The sequence below is a fragment of the Sphingopyxis macrogoltabida genome, assembly GCF_001307295.1.
GTDB lineage: Bacteria > Pseudomonadota > Alphaproteobacteria > Sphingomonadales > Sphingomonadaceae > Sphingopyxis > Sphingopyxis macrogoltabida_B.
Genome location: NZ_CP012700.1, coordinates 4,380,800 through 4,401,223, shown reverse-complemented (window position 1 = coordinate 4,401,223; position 20,424 = coordinate 4,380,800). Strand labels below are relative to the sequence as shown.

General features: G+C 64.8%; 21 protein-coding genes. 5 read left to right on the top strand and 16 right to left on the bottom strand.

Going from position 1 to position 20,424, the window contains the following annotated elements; all coding sequences use genetic code 11:
• Positions 1 to 156: 156 nt before the first annotated feature.
• The 5 genes from rpsJ to rpsL form a co-directional block, all read right to left on the bottom strand.
• On the bottom strand, positions 157 to 468 hold the full coding sequence (gene rpsJ / locus AN936_RS20410) for a 30S ribosomal protein S10 (RefSeq protein ID WP_003042199.1): 312 nt from the start codon (positions 466 to 468) through the stop codon (positions 157 to 159).
• Between the two features lie 147 nt (positions 469 to 615).
• A complete protein-coding gene (tuf, locus tag AN936_RS20405; RefSeq protein ID WP_054589686.1) occupies positions 616 to 1,809 on the bottom strand; it encodes an elongation factor Tu in 1,194 nt (397 codons plus the stop codon).
• Positions 1,810 to 1,927: 118 nt separating this feature from the next.
• Positions 1,928 to 4,021 (bottom strand): elongation factor G, encoded by a 2,094-nt coding sequence (gene fusA, locus AN936_RS20400; protein WP_054589685.1) that lies wholly within the window; start codon positions 4,019 to 4,021, stop codon positions 1,928 to 1,930.
• A gap of 93 nt (positions 4,022 to 4,114) precedes the next feature.
• Complete coding sequence (gene rpsG / locus AN936_RS20395; protein ID WP_033074359.1) at positions 4,115 to 4,585, bottom strand: 30S ribosomal protein S7; 471 nt, start codon at positions 4,583 to 4,585, stop codon at positions 4,115 to 4,117.
• Positions 4,586 to 4,658: 73 nt separating this feature from the next.
• Complete coding sequence (gene rpsL, locus AN936_RS20390) at positions 4,659 to 5,030, bottom strand: 30S ribosomal protein S12 (protein WP_037515637.1); 372 nt, start codon at positions 5,028 to 5,030, stop codon at positions 4,659 to 4,661.
• A 304-nt stretch (positions 5,031 to 5,334) separates the two neighbouring features.
• Here rpsL and AN936_RS20385 point away from each other — a divergent pair, with 304 nt between their 5' ends.
• Positions 5,335 to 5,835: a DNA-deoxyinosine glycosylase gene (locus AN936_RS20385; RefSeq protein WP_054589684.1), complete on the top strand. Its 501-nt coding sequence runs from the start codon at positions 5,335 to 5,337 to the stop codon at positions 5,833 to 5,835.
• A 108-nt stretch (positions 5,836 to 5,943) separates the two neighbouring features.
• On the opposite strand, the gene AN936_RS20380 is transcribed toward AN936_RS20385, so the two are convergent.
• Complete coding sequence (locus AN936_RS20380) at positions 5,944 to 7,236, bottom strand: metal-dependent hydrolase family protein (protein WP_054589683.1); 1,293 nt, start codon at positions 7,234 to 7,236, stop codon at positions 5,944 to 5,946.
• 160 nt (positions 7,237 to 7,396) lie between these two features.
• Between AN936_RS20380 and AN936_RS20375 the strand changes: the two genes are divergently transcribed.
• On the top strand, positions 7,397 to 8,074 hold the full coding sequence (locus AN936_RS20375) for a pyrimidine 5'-nucleotidase (RefSeq protein WP_054590452.1): 678 nt from the start codon (positions 7,397 to 7,399) through the stop codon (positions 8,072 to 8,074).
• Positions 8,071 to 8,913 carry a 2,3,4,5-tetrahydropyridine-2,6-dicarboxylate N-succinyltransferase gene (gene dapD / locus AN936_RS20370; RefSeq protein ID WP_054589682.1) on the top strand — a complete coding sequence of 281 codons (843 nt, stop codon included), beginning with the start codon at positions 8,071 to 8,073 and terminating at the stop codon, positions 8,911 to 8,913. Before AN936_RS20375 ends, dapD begins: the two co-directional genes overlap by 4 nt.
• Before the next feature lie 15 nt (positions 8,914 to 8,928).
• On the opposite strand, the gene AN936_RS20365 is transcribed toward dapD, so the two are convergent.
• Entirely contained in the window at positions 8,929 to 10,974 is a 2,046-nt protein-coding gene (locus AN936_RS20365) for a DUF3857 domain-containing protein (protein ID WP_234715661.1), read from the bottom strand.
• 219 nt (positions 10,975 to 11,193) lie between these two features.
• Here AN936_RS20365 and AN936_RS20360 point away from each other — a divergent pair, with 219 nt between their 5' ends.
• Positions 11,194 to 13,284, top strand: coding sequence for a hypothetical protein (locus AN936_RS20360; protein WP_054589681.1), 2,091 nt, complete (start codon positions 11,194 to 11,196; stop codon positions 13,282 to 13,284).
• Positions 13,285 to 13,417: 133 nt separating this feature from the next.
• Here the strand turns inward: AN936_RS20360 and gpmA are convergent, their stop codons facing one another.
• Complete coding sequence (gene gpmA, locus AN936_RS20355) at positions 13,418 to 14,104, bottom strand: 2,3-diphosphoglycerate-dependent phosphoglycerate mutase (protein WP_054589680.1); 687 nt, start codon at positions 14,102 to 14,104, stop codon at positions 13,418 to 13,420.
• Between the two features lie 188 nt (positions 14,105 to 14,292).
• Between gpmA and AN936_RS20350 the strand changes: the two genes are divergently transcribed.
• Positions 14,293 to 14,754: an Hsp20 family protein gene (locus AN936_RS20350; RefSeq protein ID WP_054589679.1), complete on the top strand. Its 462-nt coding sequence runs from the start codon at positions 14,293 to 14,295 to the stop codon at positions 14,752 to 14,754.
• Between the two features lie 74 nt (positions 14,755 to 14,828).
• On the opposite strand, the gene AN936_RS20345 is transcribed toward AN936_RS20350, so the two are convergent.
• From AN936_RS20345 to dnaQ, 8 genes are all read right to left on the bottom strand, one after another.
• Positions 14,829 to 15,308: a GNAT family N-acetyltransferase gene (locus AN936_RS20345; RefSeq protein WP_054589678.1), complete on the bottom strand. Its 480-nt coding sequence runs from the start codon at positions 15,306 to 15,308 to the stop codon at positions 14,829 to 14,831.
• Entirely contained in the window at positions 15,305 to 16,414 is a 1,110-nt protein-coding gene (locus AN936_RS20340) for a M14 family metallopeptidase (protein WP_054589677.1), read from the bottom strand. Before AN936_RS20340 ends, AN936_RS20345 begins: the two co-directional genes overlap by 4 nt.
• Positions 16,411 to 17,055 (bottom strand): DUF4136 domain-containing protein, encoded by a 645-nt coding sequence (locus tag AN936_RS20335; protein ID WP_054589676.1) that lies wholly within the window; start codon positions 17,053 to 17,055, stop codon positions 16,411 to 16,413. Before AN936_RS20335 ends, AN936_RS20340 begins: the two co-directional genes overlap by 4 nt.
• Before the next feature lie 92 nt (positions 17,056 to 17,147).
• Positions 17,148 to 17,816 (bottom strand): cell wall hydrolase, encoded by a 669-nt coding sequence (locus AN936_RS20330; RefSeq protein ID WP_054589675.1) that lies wholly within the window; start codon positions 17,814 to 17,816, stop codon positions 17,148 to 17,150.
• A 195-nt stretch (positions 17,817 to 18,011) separates the two neighbouring features.
• Positions 18,012 to 18,347, bottom strand: a complete 336-nt coding sequence (locus AN936_RS20325; protein ID WP_054589674.1) for a DUF1491 family protein — start codon at positions 18,345 to 18,347, stop codon at positions 18,012 to 18,014.
• A 139-nt stretch (positions 18,348 to 18,486) separates the two neighbouring features.
• Positions 18,487 to 18,951, bottom strand: a complete 465-nt coding sequence (locus tag AN936_RS20320) for a PTS sugar transporter subunit IIA (protein ID WP_054589673.1) — start codon at positions 18,949 to 18,951, stop codon at positions 18,487 to 18,489.
• 153 nt (positions 18,952 to 19,104) lie between these two features.
• Positions 19,105 to 19,677, bottom strand: coding sequence for a ribosome hibernation-promoting factor, HPF/YfiA family (gene hpf / locus AN936_RS20315; RefSeq protein WP_054589672.1), 573 nt, complete (start codon positions 19,675 to 19,677; stop codon positions 19,105 to 19,107).
• A gap of 47 nt (positions 19,678 to 19,724) precedes the next feature.
• The gene (gene dnaQ, locus AN936_RS20310; protein ID WP_054589671.1) at positions 19,725 to 20,423 is read right to left on the bottom strand and encodes a DNA polymerase III subunit epsilon; all 699 of its coding nucleotides are present in this window, start codon (positions 20,421 to 20,423) and stop codon (positions 19,725 to 19,727) included.
• Position 20,424: the final 1 nt, after the last annotated feature.

The following is a 20,424-nucleotide window of genomic DNA, read 5'->3' as shown; positions in this document are numbered from 1 at the left end:
GAGGTGCCGCCATCCCGAAGGAGAAGCGGCGAGACGGGGGACGCAGCCCGGACCATGATGCCTCCGAAGAGGCGGTCCGGCGGTATCCACCCTATCGTGATGCAGGCGGCGAACCGTCCTGCCGATAGAGGCCCCGCTCTCGCGGGGCATGCTGGCTTACGCCAGCTTGATTTCGACGTTCACGCCGGCAGCAAGGTCGAGCTTCATCAGCGCGTCGACCGTCTGCGGGGTGGGCTGCACGATGTCGAGCAGCCGCTTGTGGGTACGCACCTCGAACTGCTCGCGCGACTTTTTGTCGACATGCGGACCGCGGTTCACGGTGAATTTTTCAATACGCGTCGGAAGCGGGATCGGGCCGCGAATAAGCGCTCCGGTACGGCGAGCCGTATCGGCAATGTCGGTGGTGGCCTGATCGAGCACGCGGTGATCAAAGGCCTTCAGGCGAATGCGAATATTCTGCGTTTCCATGACTGTTCCAGTCGAATCCCGTCTAACGATGCGAAAGAGCCGAAATGGCCTGTACCGGCCCCCATCAGGAAGCCGGTCCGGCCATCAAAAACCTTTAAGCTACGAGCCGCGCGAATCAGTCCGAATCGCGCGGCTCGCGGCCCTATATTACTTTGTGATCGTTGCGACAACCCCTGCGCCGACCGTGCGGCCGCCTTCGCGAATTGCGAAGCGCAGACCCGGGTCCATGGCGATCGGGGCGATCAGCTTGACCGACAGCTGGACGTTGTCGCCCGGCATGACCATCTCGGTGCCCTCGGGGAGGATGACCTCGCCGGTGACGTCGGTGGTGCGGAAGTAGAACTGCGGACGATAGTTCGCGAAGAACGGCGTGTGACGGCCGCCTTCGTCCTTCGACAGGACGTACACTTCCGAGGTGAACTCGGTGTGCGGCGTGATCGAGCCGGGCTTCGCCAGAACCTGGCCACGCTCGACTTCTTCACGGCCGACGCCGCGGATCAGCGCACCGATGTTGTCGCCGGCCTGGCCCTGGTCGAGCAGCTTGCGGAACATTTCGACGCCGGTGACGACGGTCTTCTTGGTGTCCTTGATGCCGACGATCTCGACTTCTTCACCAACCTTGACGATCCCGGTTTCGACGCGACCGGTGACAACCGTACCACGGCCCGAGATCGAGAACACGTCTTCGATCGGCATGAGGAAGGGCTTGTCGAGCGGACGTTCCGGCTGCGGGATCCACTCGTCGACGGCCGCCATCAGCTTCAGGATCGCGTCCTTGCCGATGTTGTCGTCGCGGCTTTCCAGCGCGGCGAGCGCCGAACCGGCGATGATCGGAATGTTATCGCCGTCGAAGTCGCGCTTCGAAAGTTCTTCGCGGATTTCGAGTTCGACGAGCTCGAGCAGTTCGGGATCGTCGAGCTGGTCGACCTTGTTGAGGAACACGACCATCGTCGGAACGCCGACCTGCTTCGCGAGCAGGATGTGCTCCTTGGTCTGCGGCATCGGGCCGTCAGCGGCCGACACGACGAGGATCGCGCCGTCCATCTGGGCGGCACCGGTGATCATGTTCTTCACATAGTCGGCGTGACCCGGGCAGTCGACGTGCGCATAGTGGCGGCCTTCGGTTTCATATTCGACGTGGGCGGTCGAAATGGTGATGCCGCGCTCGCGCTCTTCGGGAGCCTTGTCGATGTTCGCGAAATCGACAGCCGCGTTGCCGGCGACGTTTTCGGCGAGCACCTTGGTGATCGCCGCGGTCAGCGAGGTCTTGCCATGGTCGACGTGACCGATGGTGCCGATGTTGCAGTGCGGCTTCGTCCGCTCAAATTTAGCCTTGGCCATGATGGTATAACCTTCTTGTTCAGTGTTTGCGTTGATCAGTCGTGGACGAGCCTGCTGAATCAGGCGCCGCCCTTAGAGGGTCTTGCCGCGCGGCGCAAGTCCGCGCGGCTGCAACCCGTCAGGCCATCTTGGCCTTCACTTCTTCGGCCACGTTGTTCGGCACTTCTTCATAGTGCGAGAACTGCATGGAGTATTGCGCGCGGCCCTGGGTGAAGGAACGCAGCTGGTTGACGTACCCGAACATATTGGCAAGCGGGACCATCGCTTCAACCACCTGGGCATTACCACGGCTGTCGGTGCCCTGGATCTGGCCGCGGCGGCTGTTGAGATCGCCGATCACGTCGCCCATGAACTCCTCGGGAGTCACGACTTCGACCTTCATCACCGGTTCGAGGAGCTTGATGCCGGCCTTCGCCGCCACTTCGCGCATCGCCGCACGGCCCGCGATTTCGAACGCCAGCGCCGACGAGTCGACGTCGTGGTAGGCGCCGTCCGTGAGCTTGATTTCGAAGTCGATGATCGGGAAGCCGATCATGTGACCGTTTTCGGCCGACTCGCGCATGCCCTTTTCGACCGACGGGATATATTCGCGCGGGATGTTACCGCCCTTGATCTCGTCGATGAAGGTGATGCCCGAGCCGCGTTCGCCGGGAGCGACGCTGACCTTGACGCGGCCGAACTGGCCCGAGCCGCCCGACTGCTTCTTGTGGGTGTAGTCGACGTCGACCGGCTTCGCGAGCGATTCGCGGTACGCCACCTGCGGCGCGCCGACGTTCGCTTCGACCTTGAACTCGCGCTTCATGCGATCGACGAGGATGTCGAGGTGAAGCTCGCCCATGCCCTTGATGATCGTCTGGCCCGATTCATGGTCGGTCGACACGCGGAACGAGGGATCCTCGGCGGCGAGGCGATTGAGCGCGATGCCCATCTTTTCCTGGTCGGCCTTGGTCTTCGGTTCCACCGACAGCTCGATGACCGGCTCGGGGAATTCCATCCGCTCGAGGATGATCGGCGCGTTGGCGGCGCAGAGCGTGTCCCCGGTGGTGGTTTCCTTGAGGCCCGCCAGCGCGACGATGTCGCCCGCGAACGCTTCCTCGATGTCCTCACGCGAGTTCGCGTGCATCAGGAGCATACGGCCGATCTTTTCCTTCTTGTCCTTGACCGAGTTCAGGTAGCTGCCCTTGGTCAGAGTACCCGAATAGATGCGGGCGAAGGTGAGCGAACCGACGAACGGGTCGTTCATGATCTTGAACGCGAGCATCGACAGCGGCGCCGAGTCGGCGGTCGCGCGCGAATCGGGTTCGTTCGTGTCGGGGTTCACGCCCTGCACGTCTTCGATGTCGAGCGGCGAGGGCAAATAGTCGACGACCGCGTCGAGCAGCGTCTGGACGCCCTTGTTCTTGAACGCCGAGCCGCAGAGCACGGGCACGAACGCCTGACCGAGCGTACCCTTGCGGATCAGCGCCTTCAGCGTCGCGACGTCGGGCAGGTTGCCTTCGAGATAGGCTTCCATCGCATCGTCGTCCTGTTCGACGGCGAGTTCGACGAGCTTTTCGCGATATTCGGCAGCCTTGTCGACGAGATCGGCGGGGATTTCTTCATAGAAGAATTCGGCGCCGAGGCTTTCGTCCTTCCAGATGATCGCGCGTTCGTTGACGAGGTCGACGAGGCCCTTGAAGTCCGATTCCGCACCGATGGGCAGATAAAGGACGGCCGGGACCGCACCGAGACGATCGATGATCGTCTGGACGCAATAATAGAAGTTCGCGCCGGTGCGATCGAGCTTGTTGATGAAGCACATGCGCGGCACCCGATATTTGTCGGCCTGGCGCCACACGGTTTCCGACTGCGGCTCGACGCCGGCGACGCCGTCGAACGCGGCAACCGCGCCGTCGAGGACGCGCAAGCTACGCTCGACCTCGATGGTGAAGTCGACGTGGCCGGGGGTGTCGATGATGTTCAGGCGATGCTCGGGACCATTGCCCTCTTCGGCCTTCCACAGGCACGTGGTGGCAGCCGACGTGATCGTGATGCCGCGTTCCTGTTCCTGTTCCATCCAGTCCATGGTGGCGGCGCCGTCATGGACTTCGCCGATCTTGTAGGACTTGCCGGTGTAATAGAGAATTCGCTCGGTCGTCGTGGTCTTGCCGGCGTCGATGTGCGCCATGATACCGAAATTGCGATAGCGTTCGAGCGGATGGCTGCGTGCCATGATCTTTTCCTTGGATTTGGGGGGAGGCCTTTGGAGCCGCCCCCGATATAGGAAGTTTTGTTGCGATTGCGAGACGCCGAAGCGTCGCGCCGATTACCAGCGGTAGTGGCTGAAAGCGCGGTTCGCTTCCGCCATGCGGTGCGTGTCTTCGCGCTTCTTCACCGCATTGCCACGGTTGTTCGACGCGTCGAGCAACTCGCCCGACAGACGTGCGGCCATCGTGGTTTCGCTGCGGTTGCGCGCCGCCGTGATCAGCCAGCGGATCGCGAGCGCCTGCGCGCGGTCCGGACGGACCTCGACCGGAACCTGATAGGTCGCACCGCCGACGCGGCGGCTGCGGACTTCGATGTTCGGGCGAATGTTCGCCAGCGCTTCGTGGAACACGCCGAGCGGTTCCTTCTTAGCACGGGCTTCGACCGACTCGAGCGCACCGTAAACGATGCTTTCGGCGACCGACTTTTTCCCGTCCAGCATGACGCTGTTCATGAATTTCGACAGCACGACATCCCCAAAACGGGGATCGGGCAGGATTTCGCGGCGTTCGGGACGACGACGACGAGCCATAGGTAATTCCTTTTACAACAGCATCCCGGCGCCAAGGCAGCCAGGGATGATCAAATAGCCGAAAAAGCGGTCCTTACTTCGGACGCTTCGCGCCGTACTTCGAACGGCTCTGTTTGCGGTCCTTCACACCCTGCGTATCGAGCACGCCGCGCAGGACGTGGTAACGCACACCGGGAAGATCGCGGACACGACCGCCGCGGATCAGCACGACGCTGTGTTCCTGGAGGTTGTGGCCTTCGCCGGGGATGTAGGTGATGACTTCGCGCTGGTTGGTCAGGCGGACCTTCGCAACCTTACGGAGCGCCGAGTTCGGCTTTTTCGGGGTCGTCGTGTAGACACGGGTGCAAACGCCGCGCTTTTGCGGGTTTGCGTCCATCGCCGGGACCTTGGACTTCACCTTCTGGGGAGTCCGGCCCTTGCGGACCAGCTGGTTGATCGTGGGCATGAATGCTTCACCTTTAAATGTCCGCCCATCGGAGCGAACGGTTACTGTACCGCGGTGGATGAAGCTCCGGCCGATACCCGCCAAAAACGGCGGAAAACGACCGACCTGATAACAGCAAAAGACCCCGGCGGATCGCAATGATCTTCCGGAGGCTCCATCCGCGCCAGCAATGTTCAAGCGCTGTTGTAACTGAAAGGGACGGCAAACCGCCCTTTTCGGTCGAGCGGGCCCCTAGACCCGATTCCCTCCGCGGTCAAGGGGCGGGCAATATTGTTGCGCCGACCCGGGCGGGCTATCGGGGGCCATGCCCGCCCTCCGCCACGCCAGCTTCGCACCGCATGTGTATCCCGACACAAGGCTGCTGATCCTCGGCAGCTTGCCCGGCGCGCGGTCGCTCGCCGAGCGGCAATATTATGCGCATCCGACGAACCAGTTCTGGCGGCTGGTGGGCGAGGTCGTGGGCCAGCCGCTCGCCGGCTTGCCTTATGAGGAGCGGCTGGCCGCGCTCCGCGCGGCGAAGATCGGGTTGTGGGATGTGATCCGCAGCGCCGAACGGCAGACGAGCAGCGATTCGCTGATCCGCGAAGCCGAGGCGCATGATCTCGCTGCACTGATCGCCACCCTGCCCGACCTCCGCATGATCGCTTTCAACGGCGGCAAGGCGGCGGCGATCGGGCGGCGCCAGTTCATACCGCCCGAAGGTGTCGCCGTCGTAGATCTGCCGTCGAGCAGTGCCGCCAATACTATCGGCTTCGCGGCGAAGCTGGAGCGGTGGTTATCGCTGAAAGCCGCGCTCGACTATTAAACTCCTAAACTCCGTCATTGCGAGCGGAGCGAAGCAATCCAGGGCGGCTTACGCAGGCTCTGGATTGCCGCGTCGCCTCCGGCTCCTCGCAATGACGGGACTGTGAAGTCAATCGACCACCTCGCCGCGCGCCATCACGAAATCGACCTGCTTGAGCACGCGCACGTCGGCGACCGGGTCGCTTGCGACCGCGATGATGTCGGCGATCTTGCCCGGCGCGATGGTGCCGATCTGGTCCGACAGGCCGAGCAGGTCGGCCGCGTTCACCGTTGCGGCCTTCAAGGCCTCGACCGGGGTCATGCCGTGCTGGACCATCAGTTCGAATTCGTCGCCATTGCGGCCGTGCTTCGACACGCCAGCATCGGTACCGAAGGCGATGCGCACACCCTTGGGGACGAGTTGCTGCAGGCTCTTGCCGGTGATCGAGATACGCCACTGAATCTTCGCAAGCACGTCGGGTTCATAGGCGCCCGGATTGGCGGCGAGGCGTTCCTTGTAACCGTTCACCGTCGACAGCGTCGGGACATAATAGGCCTTCGACTTGGCCCAGGCCGCGATCGTCGCCTCATCGAGGATCGTGCCATGCTCGATCGAATCGGCGCCGGCCGCGAGCGCGAGGCGGATGCCGTCGGCGCCGTGCGCGTGGACCGCGACCTTCTTGCCGAACAGATGCGCGGTATCGACGATCGCCTGCGCCTCGTCGTCGAACATCTGTTTGCCGAGCCCGGCGCCGATCCGGCTGTTGACCCCACCGGTCGAAGCGAATTTGATCACGTCGGCGCCGCGTCCGATCTGGAGCCGCACCGCGCGGCGGCAATCGTCGGCGCCGTTGCAGGTGTTGCCGGCACCGGCAAAGAATGGGCGGAGTTCGTCGCGATAGCCGAGCGACCCGTCCATATGCCCCGCGCTGCCCGAGATCGAGGCGCCCGCATCGACGATCCGCGGTCCCCGCACCTTGCCGGCGAGGATCGCGTCGCGCAGCGCCAGCGTCGCACCGTCGCCATCGCCGAGGTTGCGGACGGTGGTGAAACCCGCACGCAGCGTCTTCATCCCGTTGACCTCGGCATTGAAGGCCTGCGCCGCAGGGCTGAGCGTCACATCCTCGAGCTGCCCGGCGATACCGCCGGCGTCGCTGGTCAGATGGACATGGCTGTCGATCAGCCCGGGAAGGACATATTTGTCGCTGAGGTCGATCAGCGTGGCGCCAGCTTCGGCGGGTTGGTGGCCGTCGGCGATCGACACGATCTTTCCGCCTTCGACGACGATCGTCGAGGCGCCGCGTGCCGGCTTGCCCGGTTCGGCGAGCAGGTGGCCGGCGTGGATGACGGTGCGGGCGGTTTGCGCGGTGGCGGGGCAGGCGAGGGCGATGCCGAGCAGCAGCGTGAGGAGTGTCTTGGTCATGCGGCATCCCCTGTCGTCTGTATATCGTCACCCCGGACTTGATCCGGGGTCCCGCTATTTGAAGGTCAAGCGGGATCCCGGGTCAAGCCCTGGGTGACGAGAGTTGGCAATGCGGTGCCCGCGCTTGCCGATCAACCGCTCTGCCGGTAAGCGCCGCGCCATGGCGCCGCGCATCGACCACATCGAAAGCTGGATCTTCGATCTCGACAACACGCTCTATCCGCCGTCGGCGAAGCTGTTCGACCTGATCGACGAGCGCATGGGCGCCTTCATCATGCGCCTGCTGGACGTCGACGCGGTCGAGGCACGGCGGGTGCAGAAGCAATATTTCCACGATCATGGCACGACGATGGCCGGGCTGATGCGCCACCACGGGGTCGATCCCGAAGATTTCCTCGTCGACGTCCATGACATCGCGCTCGACCGGATTGCGCCCGACACGCGGCTGCGCGCCGGGCTCGCGCGCCTGCCGGGCCGCAAGCTGATCTTCACCAACGCCGATGCCGATTATGCAGCGCGCGTGCTGGAGGCGCGCGGGATCGCCGACCTGTTCGACGGCATCTGCGACATCCGCATCACGCAATATACGCCCAAGCCCGATCCGGCCGCTTATTCAACGATGATCGCGCACCTTGGCGTCGATCCGGCGAACAGCCTGTTCGTCGAGGATATGGCGCGCAACCTGACCCCGGCCAAGCTGCTGGGGATGACCACCGTGTGGCTGGACAATGGCAGCGAAAGCGGCCATCGCGACCACCTGCCAGACCATGTCGATTTCCACGCGACCGACATTGCCGACTGGCTCGACAATTTGCCGCAACCTTGGGGAAATTCATGAGCACCGACCTGCAGACGACGATCGAAGCCGCTTGGGAGGACCGCGACACGCTGGGCCTGACAACCCAGGGCACCGTGCGCGATGCGGTCGAAACCGCGCTCGCCGGCCTCGACGACGGCAGCTTCCGCGTCGCCGAACGCGATGCGGGCAGCACCTGGCAGGTCAATCAGTGGCTGAAAAAGGCCGTGCTGCTGTCCTTCCGGCTCAACGACATGGAACTGATCGAGGGCAGCGCGGGCGGCGGCCACTGGTGGGACAAGGTGCCGTCGAAATTCGCCGGATGGGGCGAGAATCGCTTTCGCGACGCCGGTTTCCGCGCCGTCCCCGGATCGATCGTCCGCCGCGGCGCCTTTATCAGCAAGGGCGCGGTATTGATGCCGAGCTTCGTCAACATCGGCGCTTATGTCGGCGAGGGGTCGATGGTCGACGCCTGGGCGACGGTCGGCAGCTGTGCGCAGATCGGCGCCAACGTCCATCTGTCGGGCGGCGCGGGGATTGGCGGCGTGCTCGAACCGCTGCAGGCCGGCCCGGTGGTGATCGAGGACGGCGCCTTCATTGGCGCGCGCGCCGAGGTGGCCGAGGGCGTGATCGTGCGCGAGGGTGCCGTGCTGTCGATGGGCGTCTATCTCGGTGCCTCGACCAAGATCGTCGACCGTGCGACCGGCGAAGTGTTCATCGGCGAAGTGCCCGCCTATTCGGTGGTCGTCCCCGGCGCGATGCCCGGCAAGCCGCTGCCCGACGGCAGCCCCGGCCCGTCGCTCTATTGCGCGGTGATCGTCAAGCGCGTCGATGCCAGGACGCGCGCCAAGACCGGTATCAACGAGCTGCTGAGGGACTGACCCCGGCGCCGCCGGTCAGGGTTTGGCGGCCTCCGAAACACAGGGCACGATATCGGCGGCCCAGTCGATGTCGTAGGTTGCGGGCACCATCTTCCGTTGGGGATCGGGCGTGCCGCCGCCTTCCGGATTGTAGAAGACCCACGCCATGCTGTTGTCGAAGCCGGCAATCCGGGCATTGTCCCGCCGCGCGCTGACCGCGTCGATTTCCTGGCGTTCGACGCGCAGTCCGCGGACCATCCGGATCGCCCCGTCGCGCACGTCGAACGCCCGGTAATAATTTCTGCCGAAAATATGCGTGTCGTATCCCGACTTGAACGTCCAGTCCGACGCGCCGGTCGTCGATGGCAGCCGCAGCGTCGTCACCCGGCAATCATAGTCGGGCGCGTTATAATAGGGCAGGTCCTGATTCTGGTCCGCCGGCCGCACGCGCCGTTCGGGCGGGCTGAAACCGCCGCCGGGCAGCGCCAGCGATTTGCCCCCGTCCCCGTCGTCGTCCCAGTCGACCTCCCACGTTCCGCGGATCGTCATGACGCTTGCTTCGGCTTTCTGGTCATAGCGCCATTTGACGTCGTCGACCGTCTGCCATGTCTCGCCGACGAGTTGCTGGCGCATGATATTGCGGAGTTGGTCAGGAGTCAGACCCGACATCTGCACCTGCTGCTGCAGCCCGGTCAGGCCGCGAACGATGGTGGTGTTCGTGACTTGCGCCGGCTGGTCGAAACCCGCCCGCGCGTCGATTTCGACAAGCGTGATTTCGTCGGGCCTCGATGCCGGACGCCATGGCAGATTCTGGATCGCCGCACCTTGCGCGGTCAACGGCAGGACCCAGCGATAGGGCAGGGCAGGGGAAAGAGCGGGCGGAACGACCGGCGGCAGCGTGCCGTCGAGCCAGTAGACCTTGCCATCGATGCGGGCCCGCACGAGGACATGATCGAACATGCCCGCGTTCGGCAGCCGCTCGTCGAGGCCGTCGTCCGCACCGCTGTTGTTGACGAGCACGGCTTCGGCTTCGATCCCGAGCCGTGCGAGCAGACCCAGCAAAAGCACGGTCTTGCCCTTGCAGTCGCCGTAGCGGCGCTGCCATGTCTCCTCGGCGGTGGCGGGGGTGAGATTGCCGTTGCCGAGCCCGACGTAGATATAGCGGACATCCTGCTGGACCAGCTTGAGCGCGGCGGCCGCGCGGTCCAACGGACGCGGATGTGCCGCGGCGATACGCCCGGCTTCGGCAACCAGCACCGAACCGTCGGGAATCGCCGCAGCCTTTGTGTACAGCGGGGCGAAGTGCCGCGATATTGCGGCCCAGTCGGCAAAATCGGTGAACTCGACGATCCGCTGCCATTGATAGCGGGCCGGCGCATCCTTCGGCGGGGCCAGCATCGGGGGATTGTCGAAGGAGAAATCGACGCCGCTGTCGCTCGTCCGCGCGGCGGCCGCCATATCGGGCGTCATCCTGATCCCGGGTTTCAGCCCTTTGTCCCAGCTCAGACCCAGACGATAGCGGCCGGGCGCCGGGCTTGGCCCCAGAAACAGCAGCCCCGCATCGTTATGGCCCAGCGTCGGATCGCTGACGCGGGTGGTCAACCCCACCTCCAGCTCGTCGCCGACGCGCAGGTCGGGAACGCGGAGCACCGCGGTCAAGATGCCGTCGAGTTTCGCGGCTTCGAGCTGATCCTCGCGGCGGAGGATTTCGAACGAGGCCTTTTCGAGCACGTCGATCGTCTCGCCCGCGCGGTGGACCTTGACCAGATGCACGATCGGCGGGCCCGAGGCCGGATTCCATGCGATGGATATATTGCCGGTCTGCAACGCATTCGGATGGAGAAGCCGCATCCGGTAGCCAAGATATTGCGCCTGCCCCTCGCCATCGAGATGGATCAGCGCGTCCTGGCGCCGCACGAAAACCAGCCCGTCGGCATCGTCGGGAACCGGCATCAGTTCCGACGGAACGACCCACCCCGGCGCGGGTCCGCGCTGAATTTGCCCATCCTCTGCCATCGCTGCCCCGTGCGTCAGCACGGCGGCAAGCAGTATCGAACCCGAAATGCGCATGATAACCCCCATTGCTGGGGCAATAATGTCGGGAATTCCGCACGATGCAAGAAAAGACCGGACGCGGCGCGTCCATTCCGGACCGACGTTCGTCGGGCGAACGCCATGCGCTCGTCCCACTCGTCGAAGACTGCGGCGCGTTGGTAGACATTGGGGCGTGCCGGGGTTTATTGCGAATTATTCGCGATTGTGGCGCTGTCTTGTTTCGGCAGCCGTCACGAGGGGGGAAGCATGCCGGCCGGTATCGGGAGAACATCGTTTGCCATTGCGGCGCTGTGGCCGTTCGCCCCCGCGGCTGCGCAGGAAGCGACGGGCGACGCCGCACCGGCCGTCGCGACCGACGCCAGGCGCGCGCAGCGTTATACCCCCGACGATTTCATGCGCTTCGCTCCGCGCACCGCGCTCGATATGGTCGAAAAGATACCGGGCTTCCTGATCGTCACCGGGACCAACGGCGGCGACCGTGGGCTTGGCGCGGCAACCGAGAATGTGCTGATCGGCGGTGAACGGATCGCCAACAAGACGACCGACGCCCGCGCCGCGCTGTCGCGCATCGCCGCCAGCGACGTCGCCTATATCGATATCGTCGATGGCGCGAGCCTGAGCGTCCCGGGGCTCAGCGGGCAGGTTGCCAATATCGTCCTCGTTGCGGGAAAACGCGCGGGCGGTTTCAAGACGACGGTCCGTTGGCAACCCGAACTGCGGCCGCGCATCCGCGACAACTGGTTCAATGGCGAAATTTCGACCAGCGGCAAGCTCGGCGGCACCGACCTGACGCTCAGCCTGAAAAACGAGGCGACGCGCGCGGGCGGCTGGGGGCCCGAACGCGTTTACGACGGCGACGGCGTGCTGCTTTTCACGCGCGACGAGCATATGCACAGCTATTTCGACAGCCCGCGGCTGTCGGCGGCGCTGGCCCGCACCACCGCCAACGGCAACAAGTGGAATGTCAATCTCGGCGGCCAGTTGCAGATTCTCGACGATGCGGTGCGCGGCACCTCGGTCCAGCCCGGCGCCGGCCGGGTCGACGAGGATTTCCGGTTCAGCGAGGACGAGCATAATTTCGACATCGGCGGCGATTATGAATTCGCCCTCGGCAAGGGCCGGCTCAAGCTGATCAGCCTCTATCGTTTCGAACATAGCCCCTTCGCCGATACCTTCATCGTCGATCGCGAAATCGGCAGGCGGAGCGGCGAACGTTTCAAGCAGACCGCCGACGAAAGCGAAGCGATCCTGCGCGGCGAATATGGCTGGCGCACCGCGGGCGGCACCGACTGGCAGATCGCACTCGAAGGCGCGTACAACACGCTCGACGTCGACGCCGAATATGCAACGCTCCGCCCCGATGGCAGCTTCCAGCCGGTCATCTTCGGCGGCGAGCAGACCAAGGTCGAGGAGAAACGCGGCGAGGCTTCGCTGACCTGGGGGCGCTCGCTCGCGCCGAACCTCACCGCGCAGGTCAACCTCGGTGCCGAATATAGCGAGCTCACCTCGTCGGGGCCCGACGGCCTGACGCGCCGCTTCGTCCGGCCGAAAGGCAAGATCGCGCTCGCATGGAAACTGTCGCCGAAAACGACGGTCAACTGGCACGTCCAGCGCCGCGTCGACCAGCTCAATTTTTTCGATTTCGCAAGTTCGGTCGACGTCGCGAACGGGCAGGGCAATGGCGGCAACGGCCGGCTCGTGCCGCCGATCCTCAACCGTACCGAGCTGGAGGTCGTGCAGGACATGGGGGCGTGGGGCAACGCCTCACTCGCCGTCGCTTATGCCTATGCCGAGGATATCGTCGACCAGATCCCGCTGTCGCCGACGACCGAAGGCCGCGGCAATTTGCCGCCCGCGCATCTCTATCGCGTCAGTTCGAAGGCGACCCTGCTGCTCGACCGGCTGGGGTGGAAGGGCGCGCGGCTCAACAGCGATATCACTTGGCGTCGCAACCGCGTTCGCGACCCGCTGAACGGCCGGTGGCGCGACCAGAGCTTCGGGCAGGAGCATGTCATCGACCTCAGCCTGCGCCACGATGTCCCGGGCACCGACCTGGCATGGGGCGCCGGATATTTCCGCGAGCGCTACAGCCCGAACCTGCGGCTCGATTCGATCGAGGACGAGTATCGGCGCCACCATTTCGTGACCGCCTATATCGAGCACAAGAATGTCGCCGGATTCACGGTCCGCGCATCGTTCCGCAACCTCGCCGACCAGATCGACGCCCTCGACCGCACGATATTCGTCGATCGCCGCGACGGGCCGGTCGCCTTCGTCGAAAACCGCCGGCGCAAATTCGGGCAGGGGCTTCAGGTCACGGTGAGCGGGGCGCTTTGATTTTCGTTTCGACATAGCCGAAACGAGGCGGCGCCGGCCCGCTCCCCCGCCCAACCTCCCATAGGGTACTATGGTCGGGAGGTTGGGCGGGGGAGCGGGCCGGCGCCGCCTTCCACGTAAGTGGACGAAACGCTCAGCGCTCGCTGAGATAATAACGTTCGCGCGCGCTCAGATCGTCGGCGAGGTCATAGACGATCGGCTGGCCGGTCGGGATTTCGAGCCCGGTGATGTCGGCGTCCGAAATCCCCGACAGATGCTTGACGAGCGCGCGCAGGCTGTTGCCGTGCGCCGAGATCAGCACCGTCTTGCCCGCCGCAAGCTGCGGCACGATCGCCGCTTCATAATAGGGCAGCACGCGCGCGATCGTGTCTTTCAGGCTCTCGGTCGAAGGGATCGCGATGCCGGCGTAACGCGGGTCGCTGGCGAGTTCATAGGGCGAGCCGGCATCGAGCGGCGGCGGCGGGATGTCGAAGCTGCGGCGCCAGATCTTCACCTGCTCGTCGCCATGCTTCGCCGCCGTCTCCGCCTTGTTGAGGCCCGTGAGGCCGCCGTAATGGCGTTCGTTGAGGCGCCAGTCCTTAGTCACCGGCAGCCACAGACGTCCCATCGCCTCGAGCGCGAGATTGAGCGTCTTGATCGCACGCGTCTGCACCGAGGTGAAGGCGAGGTCGGGGGCGATGCCCTTTTCCTTCATCAGTTCGCCCGCCGCCCATGCCTCGGCCGCACCCTTTTCGGTGACGTCGACATCCCACCAGCCGGTGAAGCGGTTTTCGAGATTCCACTGCGACTGGCCGTGACGGATGAGGATGAGCTGAGGCATTTCGGGTCCTTCTGATCGAGGAAAGTCGCCGCCCTTTAGCGCGGCTTTTCGCCGAACGCCAACGCCCCTCTTGAAATGGTTTCAGGGGCTACCAGATTGATCGCATCCGGCCGCCGCAACGGGGCCGGGTGGCGATCGCGGCACGTCTCCGCGGTCCCTGGCTTCGCTTTTAAAAAGGAAGAAAGACCATGCGTAACAGCTTCGACTGGACCCCCTATCGCCGTTCGACCGTCGGCTTCGACCGGTTGTTCGATTTCCTCGAGACCGGTGGGTCGGGCGCCGAAAATTATCCGCCCTTCGATATCGAAAAGGTCGCCGACGACCATTTCCGGATCACCGTCGCGGTCGCCGGCTTCAAGGCCGACGAAATCGACATCACCGCGCAGCAGAACATGCTGAGCGTCAGCGGCCGCAAGGCGCCGGCAGCGGAAGGCGAGGAACGCAAGCTGCTCTATAGCGGCATCGCGACTCGCGCGTTCGAGCGCCGCTTCCAGCTCGCCGATTTCGTGCGCGTCGGCAGCGCCGACCTCGCCGACGGGCTGCTCACCATCGACCTCGTGCGCGAGGTGCCCGAGGCGATGAAGCCGCACAAGATCGCGATCGGCGGCGGCACCGCCACGCTGATCGAGCCCGGCAAGAAGGCCGCGTAACGCGCCGTTGGCCGCCACGTCCCGCGGGACGTTCGAACGGGGTCCGGAGTCCCTTCCGGGCCCCGTTTTGCCGTCTAGAGCGCGCGCGTCATGAAGCGGCTGAACGGATCGGGTTTATAATCGGCAAAGGGTCCGCATTCTTCGAAGCCATGGCGCGCATAGAGCGCCAGCGCAGGCGCGAACGCCGGGCCCGATCCGGTTTCGAGGCTGAGGCGTGCAAGTCCCCGCGACCGCGCTGTTGCGACGACATGTTCCAGCATCCGCGCCGCGACCCCCTGCCGCAAAAAGGCGTCGGCGGTGCGCATCGACTTGATTTCGCCATGACCGGGATCGAGTTGCTTGAGTGCGCCGCACCCGGCAAGCGCATCGCCCTTGTGGATCGACCAGAAGGTCACGCCGCCGGCGCGCAGCCCCTCGAAATCGAGGAAATGACAGCTCCCCGCCGGCGAATTGGCGAGCATGCCCGCGAAATGCTGTTCGAGCAGCGCGCGGATCGGGGCGCCCGACAGATCGTCTTCGACGATCCGCCACGCCCCGTCCGCTTGCCCGCTCACAGCATCTGATCCAGCGTCGCGAGACAGGCATGCGCGAGCAGCTTCGAGCGCTCGGGCGACCAGCCGGCGACCGGGTCGGGCAGGTCGCGATTGTCCTTGAACGGCATTTCGAGCGTCATCGTCACCGCGCCGAAGCGTTCGGCGAGCTGCGTCGTCGACATCGTGAGATTCGCCTGGCCGGGTGCCGATTCGACATAGCCGAGCTCGACCTGAAAATCGGGCGTATTCGCCGCGAGCGCGGTCTGGAACGCCTTGTATTTTTCCATCTGCCCGGGCTTCAGCGACGGGATGCCCTCGAACCCCGCGAGGAATACCGCGGGAATCGCTTCGTCGCCATGGACGTCCATCGCCCAGTCGACGCCGCTTTCGTCCATCGCGTTGCGCACGCACAAGACCTCCGGACTGCGTTCGGCAGTCGGATTATCCCATTCGCGGTTGAGGTTCACGCCCGCATAATTGGTGCGCAAATGCCCGCGGCGCGAGCCGTCGGGATTCATGTTCGGGACGATGTGGAAGCGGCATTTCTGCCGCAGCGAACGCGCCTGCGGATCGGCAGGATCGGTGAGCTTTTCGAGCGCGCCCTCCATCCACCATTCGGCCATGCTCTCACCCGGGTGCTGGCGCGCATAGAGCCAAACCTGCGTGTCGCCTGTGCCGAGTTCGAGACAGTCGATCGGCTGGCCTTCGAGGCTGGTACCGAGGCAGCGATAGGTCACGCCTTCGCATTCGGCGACCGAAGCCACAAGGTCGTGGTGCCGCTCCATCGAATAGGGCGCGAAATAGGCGATCCAGAGAATCTGGCTTTCGGCGGTGTGGCGGATCGTCAACGTTCCCGCATCGTAGCCGGTATCGAGGCGGAACCAGTTTTCGCGATCATAGCTGGCGCAGGCGGCATAGCCCGGCCAGCCGTCGGGATAGGCCGAGTCGGCGAGCCCGGCGATCGCCAGTTCGAGGGCATCGCCGACCGCGCAGCCGACGCGGAAGTGAAACCACTGGAAGAAATCCGAATCGCGGTCCTTGCGGATCGACAGGCGGGCGGACGTGCCGTCGATGGCATCCACGACGATGTTGCCGCTGTCGAAAGCGGCGTTGATGGTGATGGTCATTTGACCGTGATAGTGCGTCCCGATTCGCCGGGGAAGCCCGTGAATAACGCATCGGCCAATTTCGCCGCCGCGAGCGACGGCTGCGCCGCCGGCGCCTTCGCCGAAACCGCGGTCAGCGCGCGGCCTTCCCACAGCGCCTGCCCGGTCGCGGCATCGTCGATGCGCACCGCGAGCTGCAGGTCGAGCATCCATTTCGAGCCGCCGCCGCCGAGGTTGATTCCGATGCCGAGCCCGACCCCCGAACCGTAGCTGCCGGTCGACCCGCCGACGCCGACCGACACCGGCGAGCGTTTGCCGACCCCGGCGTTGCGGTCGGCGCGGTCGAAACCGATCCGCACCTTGAGCGGCGCGCGGGCGCCATTTTCGGCGGGAACGAAGCCCTGAAGCTGTAACTGACGTTCGACCGCGGCACGGTAGCTGTCCCATTCGAGCGACTGCCCGCTCGCGCCGACCCCAACTCCATCTGGCGCCGCCGGATCGCCGAGCGGTACGGTATCGACGACATAACGCGTCCCCGCCGCCCAGCCCGTCGGAGCAGCCGCATGGAATCGGGTGACTTCGACCGGCGGCACGGCCGTCGCGCAGCCGCCGAGCGTGAGCGCCATGGCCGAAAGCATGGCGGCAGAAAGATGAAGCTTCATCCCGCTATCATGCGCCCGAATAGATGGCTTGGCAATGAACGGGATGCAGCGCATCCTCCCCGCGGCATCGCCGCAGGGAGGAGCGAATCGCCTCAGCGATAGAAGATGTGGTTGTCGATCTGCGCGATGCGCGTCTTGCGCCAACCCGGCGAGACGTGGCGGGCGTGGAAGAAGAGCGCGCCCGGCGCGTTGTTCTTCCAGCTGCCGTCGCGGGCGATCTGGGCGATCGCGACCGCATTGTCCCACTGCGCGGCATTGCGGACGGCGGGCATCTTGCCGCCGCGCACGAAGCTGAACTGGCTTTTCTGATGGACGACGCCGCACAGGCTGGTGGGGAAGCGACCGGATTTGGCGCGGTTGATCACGACATGCGCGACCGCGAGCTGGCCGACGAGCGATTCGCCGCGCGATTCGAAATAGACCGCGCCGGCAAGGCAGCGCAGTTCGGAATCGATGGTGGCGGGATGCGATGTCGCGTCGACGAGCGCGGCGAGCGATTCGGCGGTTACCGGCGCCGGCTTCGGCGTGGCAATCGACTGATCGTCCTCGTGATCGCTATCTTGGTCGGCCAGCTCTTCGCCTGCGGCCGACAGATCCGCCGTTTCGGCCGTGGCCGGCACATCGATGCCCGGCAGGGTGATCGCGGGGAGATTGGCCTCTGCGGCCAGGTCGCTGGCGAAACCGGGTTCCGCCAGAAGCAGCATGGTGGCGGCAGTCATGCCGACGGCAGCCACGCTGGCTACGTTCAATATGCGACTCATAGTGTCCGTCAAAAGTGCGGCCGATGAACCGAACCTCTCAACACAGGCGGGGGACTATGGTCCGCATATCGCCTGTCGGTCATCGTCCGACTGCGTGTCCGAACCGTTTTGCCGGGCGTTTGCCGAAGCAATGCAACCCGCGGAACGACCTACGCGTTATCGATTGCGCGCCACCTATGTTGCGGCGCAACGGAGTCAAGTTAACGCCGCCCACTCCGCGACGAGCTGTGGCGCATCTGCGATATCCAGTTCGACCAGCCACAGATCGGGATCAGCCTTTCGCCGCCGGTTTTGATAGTTTTCGCGCGATTCACCATCGCTGTCATCGGCCGGTCCGACCGCTTCCCAGACATAGCCAGCCGGTGAAAAACGCCGTTCGAGCAAGGGTCCGGCTTGCCCGCGATCGCTGCACTGGACGAGGATGACGCCCGAGGTTTCGTCGCCGCGCGCGAGAATCGCGGCGAAGCCACCGGCGGCTTCGGTCCGGCGCAAGAGCAGGTCGACGAGAAAGCGGCTGGTGAGGCGGGTCATAGGAGTCTGTGCTCCGTTTCAGCTTCGCTGAAACGAGACGGCACCGGCCCGCTCCCCCACCCGGCCTCCCTATCGTAGTATCCTAGGGGAGGCCGGGTGGGGGAGCGGGCCGGTGCCGTATCCACGTTAGTGGATCAATCTACGCCGCGTCACGCGTTTCGCCGTCGGCGAGCAAGGCATACAGCGCCTCGTCGCTCTTCGCGCCGCGCAGCCGGTCGGCGATGCTGTCGTTGCGGAGCATCCGCGACACGCCCGCCAGCGCCTTCAGATGGTCGGCGCCGGCATCAAGCGGCGACAACAGGACGAACAGCAGGTCGACGGGCAAGCCGTCGACCGCCTGGAAATCGATCGGGCGCGCGAGTTGCAGGAACAGGCCGCGGACGCCCGACAGGTCGGCCATCTTGGCGTGCGGCAGCGCAATGCCGCGACCGAAGCCGGTCGAGCCGAGTCGTTCGCGTTCGAGGAGCGCTTCGCTGACTTCGCCGGCATCGAGGCCGAGCGAGCGGCTCGCGAGATCGCCGAGAAAGGGGAAAAGCGCCTTTTTCGAATCGAGCTGTACATGCGCACGCACGGTCGCGGGGTAAAGAAGGGAAGACAGGTTCATCGCTCTGGTCAAATCTATATTGCCGCCGGGATTGCCGCCCGGATTCAGCTTGGGGGCAATCTATCGCGGATCGGTCGTGCCGGAACCCAGCCAAAGCGGCATAGGGCGTTGATGGGCGCGGCCCTTATGCCGGTTGGCAGAGAAAATCCAGCCCTATTGCGGTTCGACCCATCCGATCGTTCCGTCGCGGCGGCGATAGACCATGTTGTGCGAGCCCGTCTTGCTGTTGACGAAGAGCAGCGCATTGGTGTCGCGAAGGTCGAGCATCATCACCGCATCGGACACGCTGCTGGTCGGGATGTCGACGCGCGTTTCGGCGATGATCGCGGGCGCGTCGCCGGCATCGTCTTCCTCACCGCCGCCGTCGAAAACGATATAGCTCGCATTATCCTCGATCTCGTCGATCGTCGGCGACGGATGGCCCGCGCCATTATGATCCTTCAAACGTCGCATATAGCGGCGGAGCTGCTTTTCGATGCGCTCGGCGGCACCCTCGAACGCGACGTGCGCGTCCTGCGCCTGGCCGTGGCCCTTGAGAACCAGCCCCTGCATCACATGCGCGACGATATCGCACTGAAAACTGTCGTGCGGCCCTTTCCCGAACGTCGCGTGCGCCCCGATCGCGCGCGAGAAATATTTGTCGGCAATCGCGTTCATCCGGTCCGACACATGCGCCTGGAGCGCTTCGCCGGTTTCGATCTGGTGGCCAGAGACGCGGATTTCCATTTTTCTTCTCCTTCTATGGCCGGCGCGATGACATCAGGGAGAAGTCATCACACCGTATCGAGCCACAGCGGCTGGTTCAGCCCTGCGACAAATTCGGCATGGCGCGCGAGTTCGGCGGCCGATGCGACATGGGGGCGGGGTTCGCGAAACGGACGCGCGCCGATGCGCGGGGCGGCGGCGGCAGTCGCAGCGACCGGGACAGCGGCAGGCGAGGTGGCCAATCCGAGCCCGATCTGCCGCCCGCCGGTCATTTCGATGTAAAGATGCGCGAGCAGTTCGGCGTCGAGCAAGGCGCCGTGCTTGACGCGATGGCTGCGATCGATGCCGTAGCGCGTACAGAGCGCATCGAGGCTGTGTTTCGCTCCCGGATGCAGCTTGCGCGCCATCTGGACGGTGCAGCACATGCGCGCCATGTCGAGCGCCGGCCGGCCGGCGCGCGCGAGTTCGGCGTTGACGAAGCCGAAGTCGAACACGGCGTTGTGCGCGATCAGCGGCGCGTCGCCGAGAAATTCGAGCAATTCGTCGACCCGCGCCGCAAACAGCGGCTTGTCGGACAGGAACTGGATCGACAGGCCGTGCACCGCTTCGGCGGCGGCGGGCATGTCGCGTTCGGGGTTGAAATAGGCGTGAAAGCTCTGGCCCGTTTCACGGCGGTCGACCAGTTCGATGCACCCGATTTCGACCAGCCTGTCCCCGGTTTTGGGATCGAACCCCGTGGTTTCGGTATCGAAGATAATCTCTCGCATC